Raw genomic sequence first — 21,658 nt, 5'->3', positions numbered from 1 at the left:
GTGAGGTGCAAGGGGTCACAGCCGCGGGTCGACCGGCTCCGACTCGAGCGCGAGCACCGCGAACACCGCCTCGTGGACGCGCCACAGCGGCTCGCCGGCGGTCAGCCGGGCCAGCCCCTCGAGCCCGAGCGCGTACTCGCGCAGCGCGAGGCCGCGCTTGCGACCGAGGCTGCGCGACCGCAGCCGCGACAGGTTCGCCGGCTCGGTGTAGTCCGGGCCGTAGATGATCCGCAGGTACTCGCGGCCGCGCACCTTGATGCCCGGCTGCGCCGGACCCCGGCGTCCGCGCACGAGGTTGCCGAGCGGCTTGACGACCATCCCCTCGCCCCCGGCGGCGGTCAGGTCGGTCCACCACGCGACCCCGTCGGTGACGGACCGCTCGTCGTCGACGTCCACGACGAGCCGGCGCGTGGCCTGCAGCAGCCCGGCACGGTCGGCGGCGACCAGCCGGTCGGCCACGTCCAGGTGCCACAGGTGGTCGCGGGTCTCGAACGTGCGGCCCTCCGTCGCGAGCACCTGGAACGGCGCGAGGCGCACGCCGTCGAGCGCGTCGGTCGGCCACACGTACCGGCGGTAGGCGTCCGCGAACGCGTCGGCGTTGTGCCGCCGCGCCTCCGTGCGCTCCAGCAGCCCGGCGACGTCGAGCCCGCGCTCCGCGGCCGCGCGCAGCACGTCGACCGCGGGCGGGAGCGCCGAGCGCGCCGCGGCACCGACCGCCGCGTACTGGTGCCGCAGCAGGTCGCCGGCCTTGACCGACCACGGCATGAGCTCGGCGTCGAGCAGCAGCCAGCCCGTCGGCCCGTCGTCGGGCCCGAGCGTGTCCCACAGGCCCGCCGCCGCGGCCGCGTCGCGCACGACCGCGAGCAGCGCCTCCGAGCGCGCGTCGTCGAAGAACGGGCGGCCCGTGCGGGTGTGCACGACGCCGGTGACTCCGTCGGGCATCCCGAACCGCGCCGACGCCACGGCCTGGTCGCGGCACACGAGCACGACGGCCCGCGAGCCCATGTGCTTCTCCTCGCACACGACCGTGCCGACGCCGTCCGACCGGTACGCGTCGAACGCCTGCGCGGGGTGTTCCAGCAGGTCGCCGTCGGGCGCCGTCGCGCACGGGCTCATGGTGGGCGGCAGGTACAGGAGCCAGCGCGGGTCGACGGCGAACCGGCTCATGACCTCCAGCGCGCCGGCCGCGTTCTCCTCCGCGACGGTGACGCGTCCGAGCAGCGTCGTCTCGACCGACCGCCGGCCGAGCACGTCGGACACGTCGAGCACGTCGGGGTCACGACGCGCCGGACCCGACGGCGCGACGTCGAGCGGGCGCGCCGGCTCGCACCACGTCCGCTCCGCCGGGACCTGCACGACCTCCCGCTCGGGATACCGCAGCGCCGTCAGGTGCCCGCCGAACACGCAGCCCGTGTCGAGGCACATCGTGTTGTTGACCCACGTCGGGACGGCCGTCGGCGTGTGGCCGTACAGCACCGTCGCACGCCCCCGGTAGTCGTCGGCCCACGGCAGCCGGACGGGCAGGCCGTACTCGTCCGTCTCCCCCGTCGTGTCCCCGTAGAGCGCGAACGACCGCACCCGTCCCGACGCCCGGTTGTGGAACGCCTCCTTGAGCCCGGCGTGCGCGACGACGAGCGCGCCGCCGTCCAGCACGAGGTGCGCGACGAGCCCGTCGCACCAGTCCCGGACCTCCCGACGGAACTCCTCGCTCTCGCCCGCGAGCTGCTCGAGCGTCTCGGCGAGCCCGTGCGCGACCTTCACCTGGCGGCCGTCGAGCGCCCGGACCAGCTTCTCCTCGTGGTTCCCCGGCACGGCGAGCGCGTGCCCCGCCGCGACCATCCCCATGACGAGCCGCAGGACGCCCGGGCTGTCGGGCCCGCGGTCCACGAGGTCGCCGACGAACACCGCACGCCGGCCCTCCGGGTGGACGGCGTCGACCGGCCGACCGACGTCGTCGCGGACGAGCGCGTAGCCCAGCCGGACCATTAGCGCCTCGAGCTCCGATCGGCAGCCGTGCACGTCGCCGACCACGTCGAACGGGCCGCGCTCGTCACGCCGGTCGCTGCGCAGCGGCTGGCGCACGACCACGGCGGCGTCGACCTCGTCGACCGACCGCAGCACGTGCACCGTGCGGAACCCCTCCTTGGCGAGCCCGCGCAGCGAGCGCCGGAGCTGGTCGCGCTGCCGCTTGACGACGGAGGCGCCGAACCCGCGGTCGTCGCGCGCGGCGTTGCGGGCGACGCACACGTCCTCGGGCAGGTCGAGGACGATCGCGACGGGCAGCACGTCGTGCGCGCGGGCCAGGTCGACGAGCGACCGCCGGGCCTGGGCCTGCACGTTGGTCGCGTCGACGACCGTCAGCAGCCCCGCGTCGAGGCGCGCGGCGGCGACGTGGTGCAGCGCGTCGAACGCGGGGCGCGTGGCGCCCTGGTCGTTCGGGTCGTTCGCGACGAGCCCGCGGAAGAAGTCCGACGACAGCGTCTCGAAGGGCCCGAACGCGCGGGCGGCGAACGTCGACTTGCCGGAGCCCGACGCGCCGACGAGCACGACGAGCGACAGCGCGGGCACGGTCAGCGCGGTCATCGGGCCTCCCCTCCGGTGGTGTCGGTCGTGCGGCGGAACACCGCGAGCTGCGTCGGTGGACCGACCTCGGGGTCGTCGTCACCGATGCCGCGCAGCTCGACGTCGTACCCGTAGCGGTCCGCGGCGGCGTGCGCCCATGCGACGAGCTCGGCACGCGTCCACTCGAACCGGTGGTCGTGGTGCCGCATCGTGCCGGCGGCGAGCGTCGGGTAGCGCACGTTGTGCTCGGCGTTCGGCGTCGTGACGAGGACGGTCGGCGGGGCCGCGACACCGAGCACCGCGCGCTCCAGGGCGGCGAGGCGCGGCGGGTCGACGTGCTCGACCACCTCCATGAGCACCGCGGCGTCGAACCCCGCGACGCGCGCGTCGGTGTACGTGACCGACGACTGCACGAGCTCGACGCGGGCGCGCCGCCGTGCGGGCATCGTGTCGAGGTGCAGCCGCCGCGCCGCGACCTCCAGCGCGCGCGGCGACACGTCGACGCCGAGCAGCCGGTCGAACCGCGGGTCGTCGAGCAGCGCGCCGAGCAGGTGCCCCTCGCCGCAGCCGAGGTCGACGACGCTGCGCGCCCCGGCGGCCCGGAGCTCCTCGACGACGGCATCGAGGCGGCGGCGCGCGAGCGGCACGGCCGCGGGCGGGTCCCCGTCCTCGCCCGCCACCGCACGGTCGGACGCCTCGCCGCGCGCGGCGGCGTCGTCCGCCGGCACCGCGTCGTCGAGCGCCTCCGGCTCGGCGTCGTCGACCTCCGCGAGCCGCGCGACCGCGCTCGCGACGAGCGACCCGCGGTGCGCCAGGTACCGGCGGGCGATCTCGTCGCGGGCCGGGTGGTCGGCGAGCCACCCCTGCCCCGCGCGGACCAGCTTGTCGACCTCGTCCGGGCCGACCCAGTAGTGCTTCGCGGCGTCGAGCGTCGGCAGCAGCACGTACAGGTGCTGCAGCGCGTCCGCGACGCGCAGCGTGCCGCGCAGTCGCAGGTCGACGTAGCGCGAGTCGCCCCACGCCGGGATCGCCGGGTCGAGCGGGACGGGTGTCGCGTCGACGTCCCACCCGAGCGGCGCGAACAGCCGGACGGCGGCGTCGGCACCCCCGCGGCACGGGACGGACGGCACGTGCACCTCCAGCGGCCACGCGCGCTCGGCGAGGTCCGGCCGCGCGTCGCACCGGCCCGCCATCGCCGTGCGGAACACGCGACCGAGCGCGACGGCCAGCATGGACGACGCCGCGTAGGGGCGGTCGTTCACGTACTGCGCGAGGCTGAACGCGGCGTCACGTGACCCCTTGCCGCGCACGAGCGCCACCGGGTCGACCTCCAGCAGCAGCGCGACGGTCGCGACGTCGTCGTCGGCCTGCGGGTAGAGCACGTGGGCCACGCCGAACGCCTGCTCGAACCGCTGCACACGGTCGGGGTGCTTGTGCAGCACGAAGCCGAGGTCGCGGGCGGCGTCGTCGCGGGTCGTCAGGGTGAGCAGCACCCGGGCATCCTGCCAGCCGGGCTCGCGTCCGACCGACGGCTTTCGGCGGGTGTCCTCCGTGCGCCACGGGCCTTGTCGGTCGGCGGCCGTCGACGCGTCGCGGCGCAGCGAGCAGCACCGGCACGGCCTCGCGTCCGCGACGTCGGACCAGGGTCCGGAGGCCGTCCCGCCGGGTCCCCCGACGGCGACGGGACGGCCCGTCCGGGTGTCAGGCCGGCTGCGGCACCGACGTCGTGGCGGTGAACCCGGCGGCGCGACGCTCGTCGGCCTCCGACCACAGCGTCGTGCCGACCTCGGCCTGCACGAGGGGTACGACCTCCTCGGCGAAGCGGCGCAGCACCTCCTCCTGCCGCGACGGTTCCAGCAGGTGGTTGACGGAGACGGACTGCAGGTCGTGCCCGTAGGAGCGGTGGTAGTCGAGGATCTTCTCCGCGACGCGCTCGGGCGACCCGACGAGCGCGGGCCCGCGCTCGACGGCCTCCTCGATCGTGCGGAAGCTCGTCACCTTGCCGACCGCCGCGGGGTCGTGGCGGCGCGCGTCCTGGGCGCGGACCAGCCCCTCGTACAGCGGCCGGAACTGCTCGACGGCCTCCTCCGTGGTGTCGGCGAGGAACAGCCCGCCGGACCCGGACCCGACGTACGCGTACCGCGGGTCGTGTCCGTGCGCGGCGTACTGCTCGCGGTAGTGGTCGATGAGCACCTGGTAGTTCTCGCGCGGCTGCAGCGCGTTGGCGGAGACGATCGGGTCGCCCCACCGCGCGGCGAGCTCGACGGCGAACCGCGACGTCGCGGACCCGTGCCAGATGCGGAACGGCCCGTCGAACGGCCGCGGCAGGGTGGTGGCGTGCTCGAGCGACGGGCGGTGCCGCCCCTCCCAGGAGACGTCCTCGCCGGACAGCAGGAGCCGCAGGAGCTCGTAGTTCTCCTCCAGGTACTCGTACTGCTTCGCGATGTCGAGCCCGAGCAGCGGGTACTGGAGCACCTCGTTGCCCTTGCCGATGACGATCTCGAGCCGCCCGCGGCTGAGCTGGTCGACCGTCGCGAGGTCCTCGGCGACCCGCACGGGGTCGAGCAGCGACAGCACCGTGACGCCGGTCGAGAGCAGGATCCGCGACGTGCTGGCGGCGACGGCGCCGAGGATGACGGTCGGCGCGGACGACAGCACGTCGCCCGCGTGCCGCTCCCCCACGGCGAACGAGTCGAACCCCAGGTCCTCGGCGAGGACCGCGTGGTCGATGACGCGCTGGAGCCGGTCGGACGGCGGGACGGCCTCACCCGTGACGGGGTGCGGCGGGTTGAAGACGATGTCGAGCAGCTGGAAGCGCATCGCGGGTCCCCTCAGGCGGCCTTCGACGCGGCGGCGTCGCGCTCGGCGACCCCCTCGCGGACGAGCGGGATGACGTAGCGACCGAAGTCGGCGGCGTCGTGCAGCAGGTCGTACCCGCGCGCGGAGATCACGCGGACGCCGAGGTCGTAGTACGCGAGCAGCGCCTGCGCGACGGTCTCGGGCGTCCCGACGAGCGCGTTGGAGTTACCCGCCCCGCCGGTCGCCTTCGCGGTGGCCGTCCACAGCGCGGTGTCGAACCGCTCACCCTGCGCGGCGATCTCCAGCAGTCGCTGGGACCCGGTGTTCTGCGGCGCGTCGATCGGGTGGCGACGGCTGAGCGAGCCACCGAGCGCGGCCTTGCGGCCCTCGATCCGCCCGAGGATCGCGTGCGCCTTCTCCCAGGCGAGCTCCTCGGTCGGCGCGATGATCGGCCGGAACGCGGCGTGGATGCGGGGCGGGGTGGTCCGACCCGCGGCGGCGGCCTCGCGGTGGATGCGCGCGATCTGCTCGGCGGTGCGGTCGAGCGGCTCGCCCCAGACGGCGAAGATGTCGGCCTCCGCCGCGCCGACCCGGTACGCGGCGTCCGACGAGCCGCCGAACGAGATCGTCGGGGTCCGTCCCTCGTACGGCGTCACGTCGAGGACGAAGTCACGGAACTCGTAGAACTCGCCGGAGTGGTCGAACGCCTCCCGGCTGGCCCACGCCTTCTTGACGACCTGGATGTACTCCCGGGTGCGCGCGTACCGCTCGTCCTTCGTGAGCGTGTCGCCCTCGCGCTGCTGCTCGTGGTCGTTGCCACCCGTGATGAAGTGCACCGACAGCCGACCCTCGGAGAGCTGGTCGAGCGTCGCGAACGACTTCGCGGCGAACGTCGGGTACGAGACGTTGGGCCGGTGCGCGAGCAGCAGCTCGATCGTCTCGGTGCGCGCGGCGGCGTGCGCGAGCAGCGCCGACGGCTCCGGACCCGACGACCCGTACGCGAACAGCACGCGCGTCCAGCCGTACTCCTCGTGCGTGCGGACGATCCGCTCGAGGTACTGGCGGTCGAAGGGCGCGGTGGTGCGCTCGGACGTCTCGGAGGCGTCGCTCGTGGTGGCGATGCCGAGGAACTCGACGGGCACGGGTCTCTCCTGCTCTCGGGTGGGGCGCGGTGGGGTCGGGTCGGGGTCGGGTCGGGGTCGGCCGACGCGGTCGGTCGCGTGGGCGGGTCAGACGGTCGCGGCGGCAGGCTCGCGGTCGACGGCGACGTCCGGTGCGATCGCGGTCCACGCCTGCGCGATCAGCTCGAACGAGCGGACCCGCGCCGCCGGGTCGTGCACCTCGGTGGTCAGCAGCAGCTCGTCGGCGCCGGTGGCGCGCTGGAGCGCCTCCAGCCGTTCGACGACGGTCGCGGCGGTGCCGACGAAGCGCGTGCTCACCCGGTCGAGCAGCAGCGCACGCTCGTGCTGCGGGCGGTCCTCCCAGCGGATGCCGGTTCCGGGACGCGGATAGGCGGCCGCTCCACCGCCGCCGCGGATCGACAGCACCCAGTCCGCGAACCCGTCGGCGAGCTCAGCCGCGCGCTCGTCGGTCTCCGCGGCGAGCACGTCGGCGGACACCACGACGTACGGCGCGTCGAGCACGCCGGGCCGGAACGCGGAGCGGTACTGCTCGACGGTCTCGAGCACGGTCGACGGGCTGACGTGGTAGTTCGCCGCCAGCGGAAGCCCGAGCTCCCCGGCGACGCGCGCGCTCTCGCCGCCGCTCGACGCGAGCACCCACAGGTCGAGGTCCGCGCCCTCCACGGGCGGGCTCACGTAGGGGCGGCCGTCGGCGTCGCGGAACGTCCCCGCGCGCAGCCCGAGCACGACCTCGAGCTCCTCGCGGAAGACGCCCGACGTGCGGCTCGCCCCGATCACGCGGGTCTGCGCGAGGAAGCGCTCGCGCAGCGCCGAGTCACCGCGGTCGAGCGGCGGTGCCGCCGGGACGTGCAGCCCGTCGACGTCGCGAGCAGGCTGCGGCTCGCGACGCGGCGGCGCGACCGGCACGACCGCGGCGACCGGCACGACCGCGGCGACCGGCGCGTCCGCGGCGACCGGCGCGTCCGCGGCGACCGAGTCCTCCGCGGCGACGGCCGCGGACGCGGTGACGGCGACCGCGGTGGCACCGCCCGACGCCGGCGGGGGCGTGAACGCGCGGCCGAGGCCGAGGTCGACGCGCCCGGGGTGCAGCGCTGCGATGGCGCCGAACTGCTCGGCGGCGATGAGCGGGCTCGTCGTGCTGAGCAGCACCGCGCCCGACCCGACCTTGATGCGCCGCGTCCGCTCCGCCGTGAGGGCCGCGAGCACCGCGGGCGACGCCGACGCGACCCCGGGCGCGAGGTGGTGCTCGGCGAACCAGAACCGGCGGTAGCCGAGCGCGTCGGCCCGCACGGCGAGGTCGAGGCTCGCGCGGATCGCGTCCTGGCCGGTCGCGCCGTCGGCGACGACGGCGAGGTCGAGGATCGAGAGCGGGACGCGGCGGGCGGAGGTGGTGGGGCTCATGGCGGTCCTGTCGTCGTGGTGCTGCGGAGGCCGCGGGGCGGCGTGGTCTCGCGCACCGGTGCGGGCGGGGGCGGTCGGATGCGAGTCGTCGGGTGCGCGTGGTCATGGACGGGGGGTCGGGTCGGGACGGCGGGCTGGGACGGGTGGTCAGGAACGGGCGGGCTGGGCGGTGCGGTGGAGCGCGAACCGCGCGGCTGTGGCACGCGTCGGCCCGTCGGGGTCCTCGGTCGCGAGGTCGGCGAGCACCCGCCCGACGGCGGGCGCGAACTTGAAGCCGTGCCCGGAGAACCCCGCGGCGACGACCACGCGGCCGCGCCGGTCGAGCACGAAGTCGTGGTCGGGCGTCGTCGTGTAGGTGCAGGACACGGGCCCGAAGGAGTCGGGGTCGGCGCCCGGTACCCACGTGCGCACGTACTGCCGGAGCTGCGCGAGCTGGCCGGGCTCGGGCTGGTAGGTCCGCCGGTCGGGGTCTGTCACGGGTCCGACGCCGTGGAAGCCGATCTTGAGCCCCTCGACGGGGTCGACGAGCCCGTACGTGCCGCTCGGCCAGCCGTCGGGGTCGAGCGGCTGGTGCGTGAACACGGGCCACGACTCGGGCGTCGGCGCGGCGGTGCGCAGCGCGAAGTGCGCGGGCTGCTCCTGCGTGACGACGAGCGACGGCAACCCGTCGGCGACCGCGGCCGCGTCGCCGAGACCGGCACCCGCTCCCGTCAGCAGACGCTGCGTCCAGGCACCGACGGCGACGACGACGCTGCGCGCGACGACCTCGCCCGTCGTGGTCCGGACGAGGACGCCGCCCGGGACGTCGACCAGGCCGGTGACCTGCGTGTCGTGCCGGACGTCGCCGCCGTGCGCACGGGCCGCCGCCTGCAGCGCCGCGACCGCCCGGTCGGCGTGCACCCGGCCGGCGGTCCGGCTCTCGTGCAGCACGCGCGTCTCGAACCGCAGGCCGGGCCACCGCTCGGCGGCCTCGTCGGGCTCGACCCAGCGCGCGGGCACGCCGCGTGCTCGCAGCGCCTCGGCGATCTCGTCGGCCGCCGGACCCCCGTGGCTGATCCCGTCGGTGTGCTTGAGCACGGGCGGGACGCCCGCCTCGTCGGCCACGGCCGACCACAGCGGCAGCGCCTCCTGCGCGAGGTCGAGGTAGTCGGCCTGCGCGTAGGTCGTGCGGTAGATCCGGCCGCTGCCGTGCGACGCGCCGTGCGCGTGCCCGGGGCCGAACCGCTCGAGCAGCACGACGTCGCGTCCGCGCCGGGCGAGCTGCCAGGCCGCGGCCGCGCCCATGACGCCGCCGCCGACGACGACGTGGTCCACGGCTGCACTCATCGCTTACTCCTTCGGTCGCACGGGGGCTGCGACGGGTTGGGGGGACGGGGCCGGTCGGGCGCCGCACCCGACCGGCCCCGCGACCGGTCACCGTCCCCCAGGGACCGGTCTGGTCGAGGAGGTCCCTCGCGGGTCTCTCACTCGGTCTTGGGCAGTCCGGGCGGGTTCTCCTCGGACTTCTCGATCGCCTCGTCCTGCAGGCCCCAGCGCTCGAGCACCTTCGCGTAGGAGCCGTCCTCGATCGCGTGGTTGAGCGCCGCGGTGAAGGCGGCCGACAGGCCGTTGCCCTTGAGCGTCGCGGCGGCGATCTGCGCGGTGTTCGGCCAGCCGCCGTTCAGCGTGCCGACGACCTTGAACTCGTCGGGCGAGACGCGCACCTTGTAGGCGGCCGTCGCGTTCGGGCCGAACGAGACGTCGATGCGGCCGGACTGCAGCGCGAGGATCGTGTCGCCGTCGTTCTCGAAGTACTCGACCGTGACCGGCTCGAGGCCCGCGGCCTTGTTCTGCTCGTCCCACGCCAGCAGGATCTTCTCCTGGTTGGTGCCGGAGCCGACGGCGACCGTGAGGCCCGCGATGTCGGCGGGCTCGGTGATCGACTCGAGGTCGGAGTCCGCGCGGGTCAGCCAGCCGAGCTGGTCGACGCGGTACGACGCGAAGTCGTAGAGCTCCTTGCGCTCCTCGGTCACGGTGATGTTGGAGATCGACGCGTCGACGTCGCCGGACTGCAGCGCGAGCGGCCAGTCGGCCCACGCCTTGACCTCCCACTCGATCTTCTTGCCGAGCGCGTCGCCGATGAGCTGCGCGATGTCGGTCTCGTTGCCGATGGGCGTCTTCTCGTCGTCCGCTAGGAACGCGAGCGGCGCGACGTACGCCGACACCGACACCGTGAGCGTGTCGACGTCCTGGTAGGCGTCGGGCAGGAGCGCGATCGCCTCCGCCGACTCGGTCGTGTGGATGCGGTCCTGGTCGGCGGTCGTGTTGACCTCGAGGCCGGCCTTCTCCGCGGCCTCGGCGAGGTCGCTGCCACCGGCCGGCTCCTCCGCGTCCGCGCTCGACGAGCAGGCGGCGAGCGTGACGAGCAGCGGGAGGGCGACGGCCGCGGCGAGGAGCCGCGTGCGTCCGGGGGCTCGGCGTGCGCCGATCGTGCGGGTCATGGGTGGTGCCTCTCGTGTGGTCCCTCGGGGCGGGGACGGTGGGGTCGGGTCGTGCGGGGTGGTGCGGGGGTCGACGGGGTCACAGGACCTTGTCGAGGAACGCCCGGGTCCGGGCGTGGGCGGGGTGGTCGAGCACCTGGGCGGGCGGGCCCTGCTCGACGATCCGGCCGCCGTCCATGAAGACGACGGTGTCCGCGATCTGCCGGGCGAACGCGATCTCGTGCGTGACGAGCACGATGGTCGTGCCGCCGTGCGCGAGGTCCTGGATGACGTCGAGGACCTCACCGACGAGCTCGGGGTCGAGCGCGGAGGTCGGCTCGTCGAACAGCAGCACCTTGGGCCGGGTCGCGAGGGCGCGCGCGATCGCGACCCGCTGCTGCTGGCCTCCGGAGAGCTGGCGCGGGCGGGCGTGGGCCTTGTCGGCGAGGCCGACGCGCTCCAGCAGGGCGAGCGCCTCCGCCTCGACCTCGGCGCGCGGCCGGCCCTGGGCGGAGATCGGCGCCTCGGTGACATTCTCGAGCGCCGTGAGGTGCGGGAACAGGTTGAAGGACTGGAAGACGAACCCGATCTGGGTGCGCTGCCGCAGGATGTCCTTCTCCTTGAGCTCGCGCAGCGAGTCACCACGGCGGGCGTACCCGATGAGGTCGCCGTCGAGCGCGACGAACCCGCGGTCCACCTTCTCCAGGTGGTTGATCACCCGCAGCAGCGTCGACTTCCCGGAGCCCGACGGGCCGATGACGACGGTCACCTCGCCGGGCCGGACCACGAGGTCGACGCCCTGGAGCACCTCGAGCGTTCCGTAGGACTTGTGCACGCCGTGCACCTCGAGCAGCCCACCGGTCGGCTGCGTCGTGCCGGTCCGTGCGGTCACGGTCGTGGCGGTCATGCCGCACCTCCCCGGGTGGCGATCCGGGTCCATGACGTCCGCACGGCACGCCGCGCCTTCTGCAGGGGTGTGGGCGGCAGGGTCCGCAGCGCCCCCCGGGCGTAGTACCGCTCCAGGTAGAACTGGGCGATCGTGAGGGCCGTCGTGAGGACGAGGTACCAGATGCCCGCGACGAGCAGCAGCGGGACGACCTGGAGGTTGCGCCCGTAGATGACGCCGACCGTGTAGAACAGCTCGCCGTACGCGAGGACGTAGACGACGGACGTGCCCTTGACCAGTCCGATGATCTCGTTGACCGACGTCGGCACGATCGTGCGCATGGCCTGGGGCAGGACGATCCGCCACTGCTGCCGGGCGCGCGGGATGCCGAGCGCGGCCGCGGCCTCGTGCTGACCCTGGTCGACGCCGAGGATGCCGGCGCGCACGATCTCCGAGGAGTACGCGGCCTGCGACAGTCCGAGGCCGAGGATCGCGGCGCCGAACTTGTCGACGACGTCGAGCGTGCCGAACTCGGTGAACGAGGGCCCGAACGGGAGGCCGAGCGACAGCGTCGGGTAGAGGTACGCGAGGTTGTACCAGAGCAGCAGCTGCAGGATCAGCGGCACGGACCGGAACACCCACACGTAGGCCCAGGCCACGGACTGCAGCAGCGGCGAGCGCGACAGCCGCATGAGTGCGAGCACGGTCCCGAGGCCGAACCCGACGACGGCCGCGACGGCGGTCAGCCGGACCGTCCCCCACAGCCCTTCGAGCACGGACGGCCAGGTGAGGTACTGCCCGACGACGTCCCAGGCCCACTTGTCGTTCGACAGCAGCGAGCTGACGACCATGGCGAGCAGGACGGCGACGGCGGCCGTCGCGACCCACCGGCCGGGGTGCCGAGCGGGCCGGACGCGCAGGCGTTCGAGCTCGTCACGCGCGCTCGTCCCGGCGGGCACGCGCGCACCGTCGGGCACGGCGACGGGGACGGGGACGACGTCCGCGACGCGTCGCTGCACGTCGTCGTGACGCAGGTCGAGGGTGCTCACGACGCCCTCCTCGGTGCCCGCTCCCCCGCCTCGACCGCGAACGGCAGGTGGTTGCCCAGCACGGGCGAGGGGCACGTGCCGAAGTCCGTGAACGCGTACGGCAGGTTGAGCGTGCGGTTGAGGTCGAGGCGGATCGTCGGGGACCCGTGTGCCGGGCGGGCGGTGTGCAGCACGCGCCAGGCCGCGACGTCGTCGGCCTCGTCCGAGAAGATCAGCGCGACGCCGTCCTTGCCGGGCGTACCCACGAGCCGCAGCGTCCGGGTCACGCCGCCGCGCGCCACGTCGACCTCGCCGACGAGCGTCGCGTCGTGCACGAGCCCGGGCTGCGCGGCGCCGACGACGACCCGCTGCGGCGCGTCGTACCAGCGCACGGGCGCGTCGCGCACCCAGGACTCGTCGTAGGGATACGTCGGGACGCCCGTGAACCGGGCCCGCGTCGCCGCCTGCGGGTCGCGCAGCCGCAGCGCGTAGCGCCCGGTCCGCCGGACCAGCTCGACCACGACCTCGACGTCGTCGGGCGCGGCGAGCGGGTCGCGGCCGGGGGGAAGGAAGCGCGCGACGACCGTCGAGCCGTCCTCGACGACCTCCCAGGAGCGTTCGCCGCGCAGCGTCGCGGTCGTGTCGGCCGCGTCGACGAGACCGTCGTCGTCGACCGCGAGGACGTGCGCGCCGCGGTCGTCGGCCCACCACAGCCCGGGCACGCCGGGCAGGGTGCGGCGCTGCGCGCGCAGCCAGAGCAGCGCGACGGGCGTGAGCCAGCCGTGCGGCGCGGTCAGCGCGCGCTCCCGCTCGGCGTGCCAGGCGGCCCACGCCTCGCGCGCAGCGGTGTCGGTGTCCGCCCCGGCGGCGGCCGGGCGGATCGCGGTGTCGGTCATGGCGGGCTCCTTCAGCCGACGGGCTGCTGGTCGAGGCGGGCGGTGCGGGTGCGGCCGGCGACGGGCCGGTCGAGTCCGAGGTGGTCGCGCAGCGTCGGGCCGCTGTACTCGGTGCGGAACGAGCCGCGCTCCTGCAGCAGCGGGACGACGCGGTCGAGCACGTCGTCGAGGCCGTGCGGCGTCAGGTGCGGGACGAGGATGAAGCCGTCGCTCGCGTCCTCCTGGACGGCCCGGTCGATGTCGTCGGCGACCTGCGTGGGCGTCCCGACGAAGCCGCCGCGCGAGGTGACGGCGATGACGAGGTCCCGGATCGACAGCCCCTCGGCCTCGGCCCGGGCACGCCACTGCGCGACGACGGGACGCGGGTCCTTGACGTGCCGGACCCGGCCGCGCGTGATGTCGGCGTTGTCGACGTCGGGCTCGACGTCCGGCAGCGGACCCTCGGGGTCGTAGGACGTGAGGTCGACACCCCACACCTGCTCGAGGAACGCGATCGCACCCGGTCCGGAGACCTGCTGGCGCCGGATGACGCGGGCCCGCTCCTGCGCGTCCGCGAGCGTGTCGCCGAGGACGACGGTCGTCGCGGGCAGGATCTTGAGCGACTCCTCGGTGCGACCGAGCGCGGCCAGCCGGCCCTTGACGTCGCGGTAGAACGCCTGGCCGTCCTCGAACGTCGAGTGCATCGAGAACACGACGTCGGCGGTGGCCGCCGCGAAGTCGCGCCCGTCGGCCGAGTCGCCCGCCTGGAACAGGACCGGGTGCCCCTGCGGCCCGCGCGGCGTCGGGAACGTGCCGCGCACCTGGAAGTGCGTGCCGACGTGCTCGACCTCGCGCACGGCTCCCTCGCGCAGGAACGCCCCGGCCGCCCGGTCGCCGAGCACGGCGTCGTCGTCCCACGAGTCCCACAGCGCGCGGGCGACCGCGACGAGCTCGGCGGCCCGCTCGTACCGCTCGGCGTACGGGAGGAACCCGCCGCGGCGGAAGTTCGCGCCGGTGAACGCGTCCGACGACGTCACGAGGTTCCACGCGGCACGGCCGCCCGACAGCACGTCGAGCGTCGCGAACTGCCGCGCGATCTCCCACGGCTCGTTGAACGTCGTGTTGATCGTGCCGACCAGCCCGAGCCGGTCGGTGACCGCGGCCAGCGCGGCGAGCACCGGCAGCGTGTCGGGGCGCCCGACGACGTCGAGGTCGAAGATCTCCCCCTTGTGCTCGCGCAGGCGCAGGCCCTCGGCGAGGAAGAAGAAGTCGAGACGGGCGTCCTCGGCCTTGCGGGCGAGGTGCTCGAACGACGCGAAGTCGATCTGGCTGCCGGAGTCGGGCTCGGTCCACACCGTGGTGCTGTTGACACCCGGGAAGTGCGCGCCGAGGTGGATCTGCTTGCGGGGGCGGTTCGTCATGGTCGGCGGCTCAGGCGATCGCGGTCGCGTAGCGGCTGACGGGGCGCGCCAGGCCGAGCGTGTCCCGGAACGTCGTGCCGGGGTAGGCGTCGCGGAACACACCCGCGTCGCGCAGCAGCGGGACGACCTCGTCGGCGATCCCGTCGACGTCGGTGTGCAGCGCGGCGGGGCGCAGCGTGAACCCGTCGACCGCGCCGGTCGTCGTCCAGTCCTCGATCGTGGCCGCGAGGTCGGCCGCCGTCCCGACGTGCGCGGCACCCTCGTGCGTCCGGCGGCCGGGCGCGGCGAGCGCGTCGAGCAGCGCGAGCCGCTCGCGCGCGGCGTGCTCGGTCCCGCCGAGCACCACGAAGAGGTCGGCGACCACCCGCAGGTCGTCGGGGTCGCGCCCGACCGCGGCCGCGGCGGCCCACACCTCGGCGCGCTGGAGCGCGGCGTCCCCGCGGTCCAGCGGCCGGATGCGCACGACGTCGGCGCGGTGCGCGGCGAGCGCGAGCGACGACGGCGACCCGACGCGCACGACGACGGGTGGCTGGCCCTGCGGCGAGCGCGGCGTGATCGACGAGCCGCGGACGGCGAACCGCACGCCGTCGTGGTCGATGCGGTGGATCTTCTCGCGGTCGACGAACCGGCCGGTCGGGACGTCGCGGATCTCGGCGTCGTCCTCCCAGCTGTCCCAGAGCTTGCGCACGACGTCGACGGCCTCGTCGGCCTCCGCGACCGCGTCGGCCTCGTCCTGCGCGGGCTTGCGGCCGAACGCGCCGGCGACCTCGTCGGTCGTCGACCAGCCGACCTGCCACGCGGCACGCCCGCGGCTCACGTGGTCGATGGTCTGGATGGCCTTGGCGACGTGGAACGGCTCGGTGTGGGTCGTGTCGACGGTCGCGACGAGCCCGATCCCGGCGCTCCGCGGCGCGAGCCGGGCGGAGACGAGCGCGGCGTCGAGGCGGCCACGCAGCGTCGTGTTGCGGCTGGTGTGCAGCGCGAACGCGTCGTCGAACAGGACGTAGTCGAGCGTCGCGCGCTGCGCGGTCGCGACGAGCGTGCCGAGCCGCTCGGGGTCGAACAGGCGGTGCGGCTCGGAGCCGGTGGCGCGCCAGGCCTCGGGGTGGGCGCCGGCGTCGGAGAGGTCGAGGCCGAGGTGGGTGCTGGGGGTCACGGTCATGGTGCGGTCCGTCTCTGGGGTGCACGCCGGTCGCGGGCGCGCCGAGGGCGCGTCCGTGCCGGGACGTGGCGGTGGGGTGGGACGAGGGAGCCCGCGTCGGCGGGCGGCGGGGTCGGGGCGCGACGGGCTCCGACCGGCGGTGCGGCGGGAGGGTCAGCGCGTGCGACAGGAGCGCACGGGGCGACAGCGACACGTCAGGACGGCTGCGCGTCCGGGTGCTCGCCCGCTCATCGCTCTCTCCTCACGGCAGGCCGTGGCCTGCGTCCGCGCCGTTGCCGTGCGCGGTGCGCGCACGGCCTGGTCGTCACCCGGGGCACCCCGCCGCGCGGGAGGGTTGCCGTCCAGCGAGCCGGGGCTTGGTGCTGGAGCTCATGACCCCGAGGTCGGACGACCCCGGTGACGAGCACAGTAGAAATCCCGACTCCTACGGTCAAGTATTGCCGGTCGGACTTCTCGCATGCTGGACATCGATGTCCACGATGCGCACCGCGCGGTGCCACACTCGCCCGCATGGCCGTCCCCGACCCGCACGCCTTCGCCGCCGCCTGGGTGGCCGCCTGGAACGCGCACGACGTCGACGCCGTCCTGGCGCACTTCGCCGACGACGTGCTGTTCACGTCGCCCCTGGCCGCCCGCCTGCTCCCGGGGACGGGTGGCGTCCTGCACGGCAAGGAGGCCGTGCGCGCGTACTGGACCGAAGGGCTGCGCCGGCTCCCTGACCTGCACTTCTCCGTCGAGCGCGTGCACGCCGGGGTCGACGTGCTCGTGCTCGGCTACCGCAACCAGACGGGCGGTCTCGTCGACGAGGTGCTGCGGTTCGCCGACGGTCTCGTCGTCGAGGGGCACGGCACCCACCTCGTCGAGCCCCCCGTCGACGACCACGCCTGACCCGACATCTCACCCCCGCCTAGCACGTTCGAGGGACACCGCCCGACGTGCGGGGTCGCCCTGGTCGGCTGACCATGAAGGTGTTGCGACTGGAGAAACGCGGTCGTGCACGTCCGGCGGCCAACCCCGGCTACCGGGTCGAGAGAGGCAGTCAGATGGCTCTGTGGCTCATCCTCATCATCGCCGGCGTGGTGATGATCGTCCTCGGCGTCGCCGTCGAGGCCGCGAAGGTCCTGCTGTGGATCGGCATCATCCTGCTCGTCGTCAGCCTCATCGGCTGGCTCGTCGGCAGAGGCCGTCGCGCCGTCTGACTCCCCGCGCACGAACCGCCCTCACGAGAGGAGAGACCCATGGGTCTGGACGACAAGATCGAGCACGCCGCCGAAGAGGCGAAGGGCAAGGTCAAGGAGGGCGCCGGCCGCGCGAGCGGGAACGAGCGCCTCGAGGCCGAGGGCCAGGCGGACCAGGCGTCCGCCAACGTCAAGCAGGCCGGTGACAAGGCGAAGGACGCCGTCGACGACGTCAAGGACGCCTTCAAGTAGACCGCTGCTCCGGCTCGGCCGGTCAGCTCCGACGGGGACGGTCCGCACGGGCCGTCCCCGTCGTCGTCCCCACGGTTCCGCCGGTCCTCCCCGCCGCCACCCCGGGCGCCCCCGCCCGCGCCGCGCGCATCCGCAGCCCGGCGACGCACTCGATCACGCCGACGGCGGCGAACGCCCACTGCACGGGCGACGTCCAGCCGACGAGCGGCAGCTGCGCCACGACCCAGCCGGTCAGCGCCACGCCGCCCACCACCGCGACGACGGGCGCGACCGCCGCCCGCCGCAGCGCCGTCGCGAGCACGACCGCCTGCGGGACGCCGACGAGGACCGCGAGCGCGACCGCAGGCACGACCGGCCCGGGCCGTCAGGACACGAGGATCTGCGTCGCCGACTCCTTGAGCATCGCGTCCGCCCAGCGCGCCTGCCGGATCGTCTCGGAGCGGCACCGCTGCGACAGGTCGACGAGGTCGCGCGCACGCACGCCCTGCGCCGCCTGCCCGATGAGCTCCCAGTCCGACGCGACCCCGTGCGCGAGGACGTACACGGTCCGCAGGTCCGACAGCAGCGCGAGCTCGGGAGCCCGAGCACGGCCGAGCGCCTCGGACAGCCGCTCGCGGACGCGCCGCGCGACGCCCGGGTCGCGCACCGGGTCCGGGTCGAGCTCCTCGCCGTGGTCCCCCGCAGCCGCGGCGACCCGCCGCACGTGGTCCGCCGACCACCCCGCGAGGTCCCGGGCCAGGAGGTGCACGTCGTGCACGACCGCGTGCCGTTCCGACAGGTGCAGCAGCGCCTCGGCGAGCTCGGTCTCGGAGCGGTGCACCTCACGCAGCGCGAGCCCCAGCTTCACGACGCCACCTCCTCGTGCACCTCGGCGCGCGTGCCACCGGCGGTCGGTCGCACACCAGCGCGCACCGGCGCGGACGCGCCCGTCGTCGGCGCGGGCGCAGAGGTGCCCGCCCCGTCGGCGACGCGCTCGACCTGGCACACGGCCGTCTTGAACAGCGGCTGCTTGGAGACCGCGTCCCACTCGGTCGGCGTCAGCTCGTTCGCCGCGCGACCGGCACCGCCGGGCTCGTGGCCGGGTTCGGTGTCCCAGTAGCCGTAGTGGAACGGCACGAACACGACGCCGCGTCGGATCTCGCTCACGCGCGCCGCTCCCTCGACCGACCCGCGCACGGTGCGGACCCGCACCCGGTCGCCCTCGGCGATGTCGCGCAGCTGCGCGTCGGCGGCGGAGAGCTCGATCCACACGTCGGGGGCGGCGTCGCGCAGCTGCGGCACGCGACCCGTCTTGGTCCGGGTGTGGAAGTGGTAGATCGTCCGGCCGGTCACGAGCTGCAGCGGCAGGTCCTCCGTCGGCAGGTGGTGCGGCGGCACGTACGGCACGGCCCGGAGCAGCGCCCGCCCCTCGGGGTTGAGCGCCTTGTACTGGTCGGCCTCGAACGGCGCACCCGTCACGAGGTCGCGGCCGTACGTCTCGGCGTAGCCCGGCGCCGCCGGGAAGCGGCCGTCGCCGTACAGCCGCTCGGTGCCGTGCGGGTGCTCCTCGGTGACCGGCCACTGCACACCCCCGCCGCGCAGCTGCGCGTACGTCAGCGCGGAGTAGTCGCACGGCCGCCCGCGCGAGCACTCCTTCCACGCCTCGAACGCCTCCTCGGGCGTCGACCACGGGACCAGCGGGCCGCCGTCCTTGTCGCGCAGGTCCATGCGCCGCGCGAAGTCGAGGAAGATGTCGAGGTCGGGCCGCGCCTCCCCCGGCGGGTCGACCGCCTTCTCCGAGAGGTGCACGGTCCGGTCGACGTTCGTGAACGTGCCCGTCTTCTCGCCCCACGTCGCCGCGGGCAGCACGACGTCCGCGACCTGCGCGGTCTCCGACAGGAACACGTCCTGCACGACGAGGAAGGTCCGGTCCTGCGTGAGGACCGACCGCACGCGCTCGAGCTCGGGCAGCGACACCAGCGGGTTCGTCGCCTGCACCCACAGCATGCGCATCGAGCCGTCCTCGAGGTAGCGCAGCATCTTCATGACGTGCGTGGGCGGCGACCAGTGCGGGATGACGTCCTGGTCGACGTTCCACACGCGGGCCAGGTCAGCGACGTGCTCGGGGTTCGACCAGTTGCGGAACCCCGCCATGTCGCCGTCGGCGCCGCACTCGCGCGTGTTCTCCGCGGTCGGCTGCCCGTTCATCTGGAGCAGCCCGCGCCCGGGCTCGCCGAGCATGCCGCGCAGCAGGTGGAGGTTGTTGACCTGCACCGCCGCCGCGGTCGCCTGGTGCGACTGGTAGAAGCCCTGCAGGACCGTCGACGTCAGGCGGTCGGCGGTACCGACGAGCTCCGCGGCGGCCCGCAGGTCGTCCTCCGGGACGTCGCAGATGCGCGCGACCTTCTCGGGCGGGTGGTCCGCGACCGTGGCGGCCAGGTCGTCGTACCCGACGGTGTGCGCGGCGACGTAGTCCTCGTCGACCCAGCCGTGCGCCACGACCTCGTGCAGCAGGCCGTTCATGAGCGCGACGTTCGTGCCGGGCCGCGGTGCCAGGTGCACGGCCGCGGCGCGCGCGACCGCCGTCCGGCGCGGGTCGACGCACAGCAGCCGCGGCGGGTCGTCGCCCGCGAGCCGGTCGAGCACCCGCATCCACAGCACGGGCTGCGTCTCGGCCATGTTGTGCCCGAACAGCGCGACGACGTCCGCGTGGTCGACGTCGGCGTACGACCCCGGCTGCCCGTCGGCCCCGAACGACTCCTTGAGCGCCTCGGCCGCCGTCGCGGTGCACAGCCGGGTGTTCCCGTCGACATGGTTCGTGCCGATCCCCGCGTGCGCGACCAGCGCGAGCGTGTAGTACTCCTCGAGAAACAGCTGCCCCGACGTGTAGAACCCGATCGCCGACGCGCCCTGCTCGTCCAGCAGCGCCGTCGCCCGCGCGACGACGAGGCCCATCGCCTCGTCCCACGACGCCTCCTGCAGCCGCCCGTCGCGCCGCACCAGCGGTCGGGTCAGGCGGTCCGGCGACGCGTTCGCCTGCCAGCCGAACAGGTCCTTGGGGCCGAGCCGCCCGCGGTTGACGCGGTCCTGCGCCCGGCCGCGCACCCCGACGATCCGCCCGCCCGCGACCGCGACGTCCATCGCGTCGCCGTTCGAGTGCAGCAGCGACGCGGTCGGCACCCACCGGTCGACGTCCTCGGCGGTGGTCCCCGGCTGCAGGAACGTGTCGACGCGCGTCGGCCACCGCGTCCCGCGTGCGTACGGGGTCCTGGTCCCCCACGGCTCCGCGATCCGGTCGACGTGCATCGCACCTCCACGCCAGACGGCGGGCGGGCCCGCTGCCGGACCGCCGCCCAGTCAACGCCGACCGCGAGCCCGTCGCCAGCGCAGCGCGTGGTGCTGCCGGTCGGGTCGGACGCGGCCGCACCTCACCGTCCCGCGGGTCGCCGCCCCCGGGCGTCGGGCGGGGCCGACGGCGTCGACGCACCCGGTACGGTGTCACCCCCGCCCGTCCCGCGGTCCCGGAGGACCTGATGAAGACCGTGGAGTACACCGAGTACGGCTCGCCCGACGTGCTGCGCGTCGTCGACGTCGAGCGCCCGGAGCCCGGCCCCGACGAGGTGCTGATCGCCGTCCGCGCGGTGTCCGTCAACGGCTCCGACTGGGAGAGCCTGACCGGCCGTCCCGCGTACGCGCGGCTGGGCGGGCTGCGCCGGCCACGGCGCCACGTGCTCGGCTCGGACGTCGCCGGGACCGTCGTGGCCGTGGGTGCCGACGTGACGACGTTCGCGCCCGGCGACGACGTGTACGCCGACCTCCTCGACCGGCTCGGGTGCTTCGCCGAGTACGTGTGCGCGCCCGCACGGTCGTGCGCACCGCTGCCCGACGGGATGTCCTTCGTCGAGGCGTCCGCCGTACCGCAGGCCGGCGTGATCGCGCTGCGGGGCATCGTCGACCGCGGCCGAGCACGCGCCGGCCAGCGCGTCCTCGTCAACGGGGCCGGGGGCGGCGCCGGGACGTACGCGGTGCAGCTGGCCGTCCTCGCGGGCGCCGAGGTCACCGCAGTCGACACCGCGCACAAGGCGGAGCACCTCCGGTCGCTCGGCGCCGCCCACGTGCTCGACCACCGCGTCGACGACTGGACCCGCACCGGCCCCTACGACCTCGTGCTCGACCTGGCCTGCTACCGGTCGGTCGGTGCGGTCGCCCGGGGCGTGGCGCACGGCGGCACCTATCTCGTCGTGGGCGGCGCGGTGCGCTCGGTGCTCCAGGTGCTGCTGCTGGGCCCGGTCGTCGGCCTCGTGCGACGGCAGCGCCTGCGCGTGCTCGCCGTCCCGCTGGGCGTCCGGCACGTCGGCCCGCTCGTCGACCTGCTGCGCGCCGGCGCCGTCCGGACCGTCGTGGACCGCACGTTCCCGCTCGACCAGACCGCCGACGCGCTGCGGCACCACGGCTCGGGCCGCTCCGCCGGCAAGGTCGTCGTGGTGGTCGACCCCGCCTGACGGAGCGCACCG

At 74.9% G+C, this 21,658-nt stretch carries 19 protein-coding genes and 1 riboswitch; of the genes, 4 read left to right on the top strand and 15 right to left on the bottom strand.

The features are described 5' to 3' along the window. Positions 1-15: 15 nt before the first annotated feature. The 12 genes from OOT42_RS06335 to OOT42_RS06280 form a co-directional block, all read right to left on the bottom strand. Positions 16-2,583 (bottom strand): polynucleotide kinase-phosphatase, encoded by a 2,568-nt coding sequence (locus OOT42_RS06335; protein WP_273654040.1) that lies wholly within the window; start codon positions 2,581-2,583, stop codon positions 16-18. Beyond that, positions 2,580-4,055 (bottom strand): 3' terminal RNA ribose 2'-O-methyltransferase Hen1, encoded by a 1,476-nt coding sequence (locus OOT42_RS06330; protein ID WP_273654039.1) that lies wholly within the window; start codon positions 4,053-4,055, stop codon positions 2,580-2,582. Before OOT42_RS06330 ends, OOT42_RS06335 begins: the two co-directional genes overlap by 4 nt. A gap of 208 nt (positions 4,056-4,263) precedes the next feature. Beyond that, positions 4,264-5,382, bottom strand: a complete 1,119-nt coding sequence (locus tag OOT42_RS06325; protein WP_273654038.1) for an LLM class flavin-dependent oxidoreductase — start codon at positions 5,380-5,382, stop codon at positions 4,264-4,266. 11 nt (positions 5,383-5,393) lie between these two features. Then, the gene (locus OOT42_RS06320; RefSeq protein ID WP_273654037.1) at positions 5,394-6,503 is read right to left on the bottom strand and encodes an LLM class flavin-dependent oxidoreductase; all 1,110 of its coding nucleotides are present in this window, start codon (positions 6,501-6,503) and stop codon (positions 5,394-5,396) included. Positions 6,504-6,590: 87 nt separating this feature from the next. Further along, positions 6,591-7,904 carry an LLM class flavin-dependent oxidoreductase gene (locus tag OOT42_RS06315; RefSeq protein WP_273654036.1) on the bottom strand — a complete coding sequence of 438 codons (1,314 nt, stop codon included), beginning with the start codon at positions 7,902-7,904 and terminating at the stop codon, positions 6,591-6,593. A 147-nt stretch (positions 7,905-8,051) separates the two neighbouring features. Next, positions 8,052-9,230 carry an FAD-dependent oxidoreductase gene (locus OOT42_RS06310; RefSeq protein ID WP_273654035.1) on the bottom strand — a complete coding sequence of 393 codons (1,179 nt, stop codon included), beginning with the start codon at positions 9,228-9,230 and terminating at the stop codon, positions 8,052-8,054. A gap of 137 nt (positions 9,231-9,367) precedes the next feature. Beyond that, entirely contained in the window at positions 9,368-10,384 is a 1,017-nt protein-coding gene (locus OOT42_RS06305) for an ABC transporter substrate-binding protein (RefSeq protein WP_273654034.1), read from the bottom strand. Positions 10,385-10,463: 79 nt separating this feature from the next. Beyond that, positions 10,464-11,270 carry an amino acid ABC transporter ATP-binding protein gene (locus OOT42_RS06300; protein WP_273654033.1) on the bottom strand — a complete coding sequence of 269 codons (807 nt, stop codon included), beginning with the start codon at positions 11,268-11,270 and terminating at the stop codon, positions 10,464-10,466. Then, a complete protein-coding gene (locus OOT42_RS06295) occupies positions 11,267-12,298 on the bottom strand; it encodes an amino acid ABC transporter permease (protein WP_273654032.1) in 1,032 nt (343 codons plus the stop codon). The genes OOT42_RS06300 and OOT42_RS06295 overlap by 4 nt, the downstream gene beginning before the upstream one ends. Next, positions 12,295-13,173 carry a DUF1684 domain-containing protein gene (locus OOT42_RS06290; RefSeq protein WP_273654031.1) on the bottom strand — a complete coding sequence of 293 codons (879 nt, stop codon included), beginning with the start codon at positions 13,171-13,173 and terminating at the stop codon, positions 12,295-12,297. The genes OOT42_RS06295 and OOT42_RS06290 overlap by 4 nt, the downstream gene beginning before the upstream one ends. Before the next feature lie 11 nt (positions 13,174-13,184). Beyond that, on the bottom strand, positions 13,185-14,573 hold the full coding sequence (locus OOT42_RS06285; RefSeq protein ID WP_273654030.1) for an NtaA/DmoA family FMN-dependent monooxygenase: 1,389 nt from the start codon (positions 14,571-14,573) through the stop codon (positions 13,185-13,187). A gap of 10 nt (positions 14,574-14,583) precedes the next feature. Further along, on the bottom strand, positions 14,584-15,735 hold the full coding sequence (locus tag OOT42_RS06280; RefSeq protein WP_273654029.1) for an LLM class flavin-dependent oxidoreductase: 1,152 nt from the start codon (positions 15,733-15,735) through the stop codon (positions 14,584-14,586). 263 nt (positions 15,736-15,998) lie between these two features. Next, positions 15,999-16,112: riboswitch (SAM riboswitch) on the bottom strand. Between the two features lie 133 nt (positions 16,113-16,245). Here OOT42_RS06280 and OOT42_RS06275 point away from each other — a divergent pair. From OOT42_RS06275 to OOT42_RS06265, 3 genes are all read left to right on the top strand, one after another. Continuing rightward, on the top strand, positions 16,246-16,623 hold the full coding sequence (locus OOT42_RS06275; RefSeq protein ID WP_273654028.1) for a nuclear transport factor 2 family protein: 378 nt from the start codon (positions 16,246-16,248) through the stop codon (positions 16,621-16,623). 155 nt (positions 16,624-16,778) lie between these two features. Beyond that, entirely contained in the window at positions 16,779-16,934 is a 156-nt protein-coding gene (locus tag OOT42_RS06270) for a DUF4175 domain-containing protein (protein ID WP_148090454.1), read from the top strand. Positions 16,935-16,973: 39 nt separating this feature from the next. Then, positions 16,974-17,165 (top strand): CsbD family protein, encoded by a 192-nt coding sequence (locus OOT42_RS06265; RefSeq protein ID WP_124341689.1) that lies wholly within the window; start codon positions 16,974-16,976, stop codon positions 17,163-17,165. Between the two features lie 22 nt (positions 17,166-17,187). On the opposite strand, the gene OOT42_RS06260 is transcribed toward OOT42_RS06265, so the two are convergent. The 3 genes from OOT42_RS06260 to OOT42_RS06250 are packed head-to-tail and all read right to left on the bottom strand — an operon-like array spanning position 17,188 to position 20,450. Beyond that, positions 17,188-17,514: a hypothetical protein gene (locus OOT42_RS06260; RefSeq protein WP_273654027.1), complete on the bottom strand. Its 327-nt coding sequence runs from the start codon at positions 17,512-17,514 to the stop codon at positions 17,188-17,190. 15 nt (positions 17,515-17,529) lie between these two features. Then, complete coding sequence (locus tag OOT42_RS06255; protein ID WP_273654026.1) at positions 17,530-18,012, bottom strand: hypothetical protein; 483 nt, start codon at positions 18,010-18,012, stop codon at positions 17,530-17,532. After that, the gene (locus OOT42_RS06250) at positions 18,009-20,450 is read right to left on the bottom strand and encodes a molybdopterin oxidoreductase family protein (protein WP_273654025.1); all 2,442 of its coding nucleotides are present in this window, start codon (positions 20,448-20,450) and stop codon (positions 18,009-18,011) included. The genes OOT42_RS06255 and OOT42_RS06250 overlap by 4 nt, the downstream gene beginning before the upstream one ends. Positions 20,451-20,677: 227 nt before the next feature. Between OOT42_RS06250 and OOT42_RS06245 the strand changes: the two genes are divergently transcribed. Further along, on the top strand, positions 20,678-21,646 hold the full coding sequence (locus tag OOT42_RS06245; protein WP_273654024.1) for an NAD(P)-dependent alcohol dehydrogenase: 969 nt from the start codon (positions 20,678-20,680) through the stop codon (positions 21,644-21,646). Positions 21,647-21,658: the final 12 nt, after the last annotated feature.

The organism is Cellulomonas fimi, assembly GCF_028583725.1.
GTDB classification, from domain to species: Bacteria; Actinomycetota; Actinomycetes; order Actinomycetales; family Cellulomonadaceae; genus Cellulomonas; species Cellulomonas fimi_B.
The sequence above is the reverse complement of the archived record's forward strand: the minus strand, read 5'-3'. Positions and strand labels throughout refer to the sequence as shown.

Excerpts from the sequence above, each read along its gene's own strand:
- OOT42_RS06335 (WP_273654040.1), bottom strand. The coding sequence starts at position 2,583 with ATGACCGCGCTGACCGTGCCCGCGCTGTCGCTCGTCGTGCTCGTCGGC.
- OOT42_RS06325 (WP_273654038.1), bottom strand. The coding sequence starts at position 5,382 with ATGCGCTTCCAGCTGCTCGACATCGTCTTCAACCCGCCGCACCCCGTC.
- OOT42_RS06315 (WP_273654036.1), bottom strand. The coding sequence starts at position 7,904 with ATGAGCCCCACCACCTCCGCCCGCCGCGTCCCGCTCTCGATCCTCGAC.
- OOT42_RS06310 (WP_273654035.1), bottom strand. The coding sequence starts at position 9,230 with ATGAGTGCAGCCGTGGACCACGTCGTCGTCGGCGGCGGCGTCATGGGC.
- OOT42_RS06305 (WP_273654034.1), bottom strand. The coding sequence starts at position 10,384 with ATGACCCGCACGATCGGCGCACGCCGAGCCCCCGGACGCACGCGGCTC.
- OOT42_RS06300 (WP_273654033.1), bottom strand. The coding sequence starts at position 11,270 with ATGACCGCCACGACCGTGACCGCACGGACCGGCACGACGCAGCCGACC.
- OOT42_RS06290 (WP_273654031.1), bottom strand. The coding sequence starts at position 13,173 with ATGACCGACACCGCGATCCGCCCGGCCGCCGCCGGGGCGGACACCGAC.
- OOT42_RS06285 (WP_273654030.1), bottom strand. The coding sequence starts at position 14,573 with ATGACGAACCGCCCCCGCAAGCAGATCCACCTCGGCGCGCACTTCCCG.
- OOT42_RS06280 (WP_273654029.1), bottom strand. The coding sequence starts at position 15,735 with ATGACCGTGACCCCCAGCACCCACCTCGGCCTCGACCTCTCCGACGCC.
- OOT42_RS06275 (WP_273654028.1), top strand. The coding sequence starts at position 16,246 with ATGGCCGTCCCCGACCCGCACGCCTTCGCCGCCGCCTGGGTGGCCGCC.
- OOT42_RS06270 (WP_148090454.1), top strand. The coding sequence starts at position 16,779 with ATGGCTCTGTGGCTCATCCTCATCATCGCCGGCGTGGTGATGATCGTC.
- OOT42_RS06265 (WP_124341689.1), top strand. The coding sequence starts at position 16,974 with ATGGGTCTGGACGACAAGATCGAGCACGCCGCCGAAGAGGCGAAGGGC.
- OOT42_RS06250 (WP_273654025.1), bottom strand. The coding sequence starts at position 20,450 with ATGCACGTCGACCGGATCGCGGAGCCGTGGGGGACCAGGACCCCGTAC.
- OOT42_RS06245 (WP_273654024.1), top strand. The coding sequence starts at position 20,678 with ATGAAGACCGTGGAGTACACCGAGTACGGCTCGCCCGACGTGCTGCGC.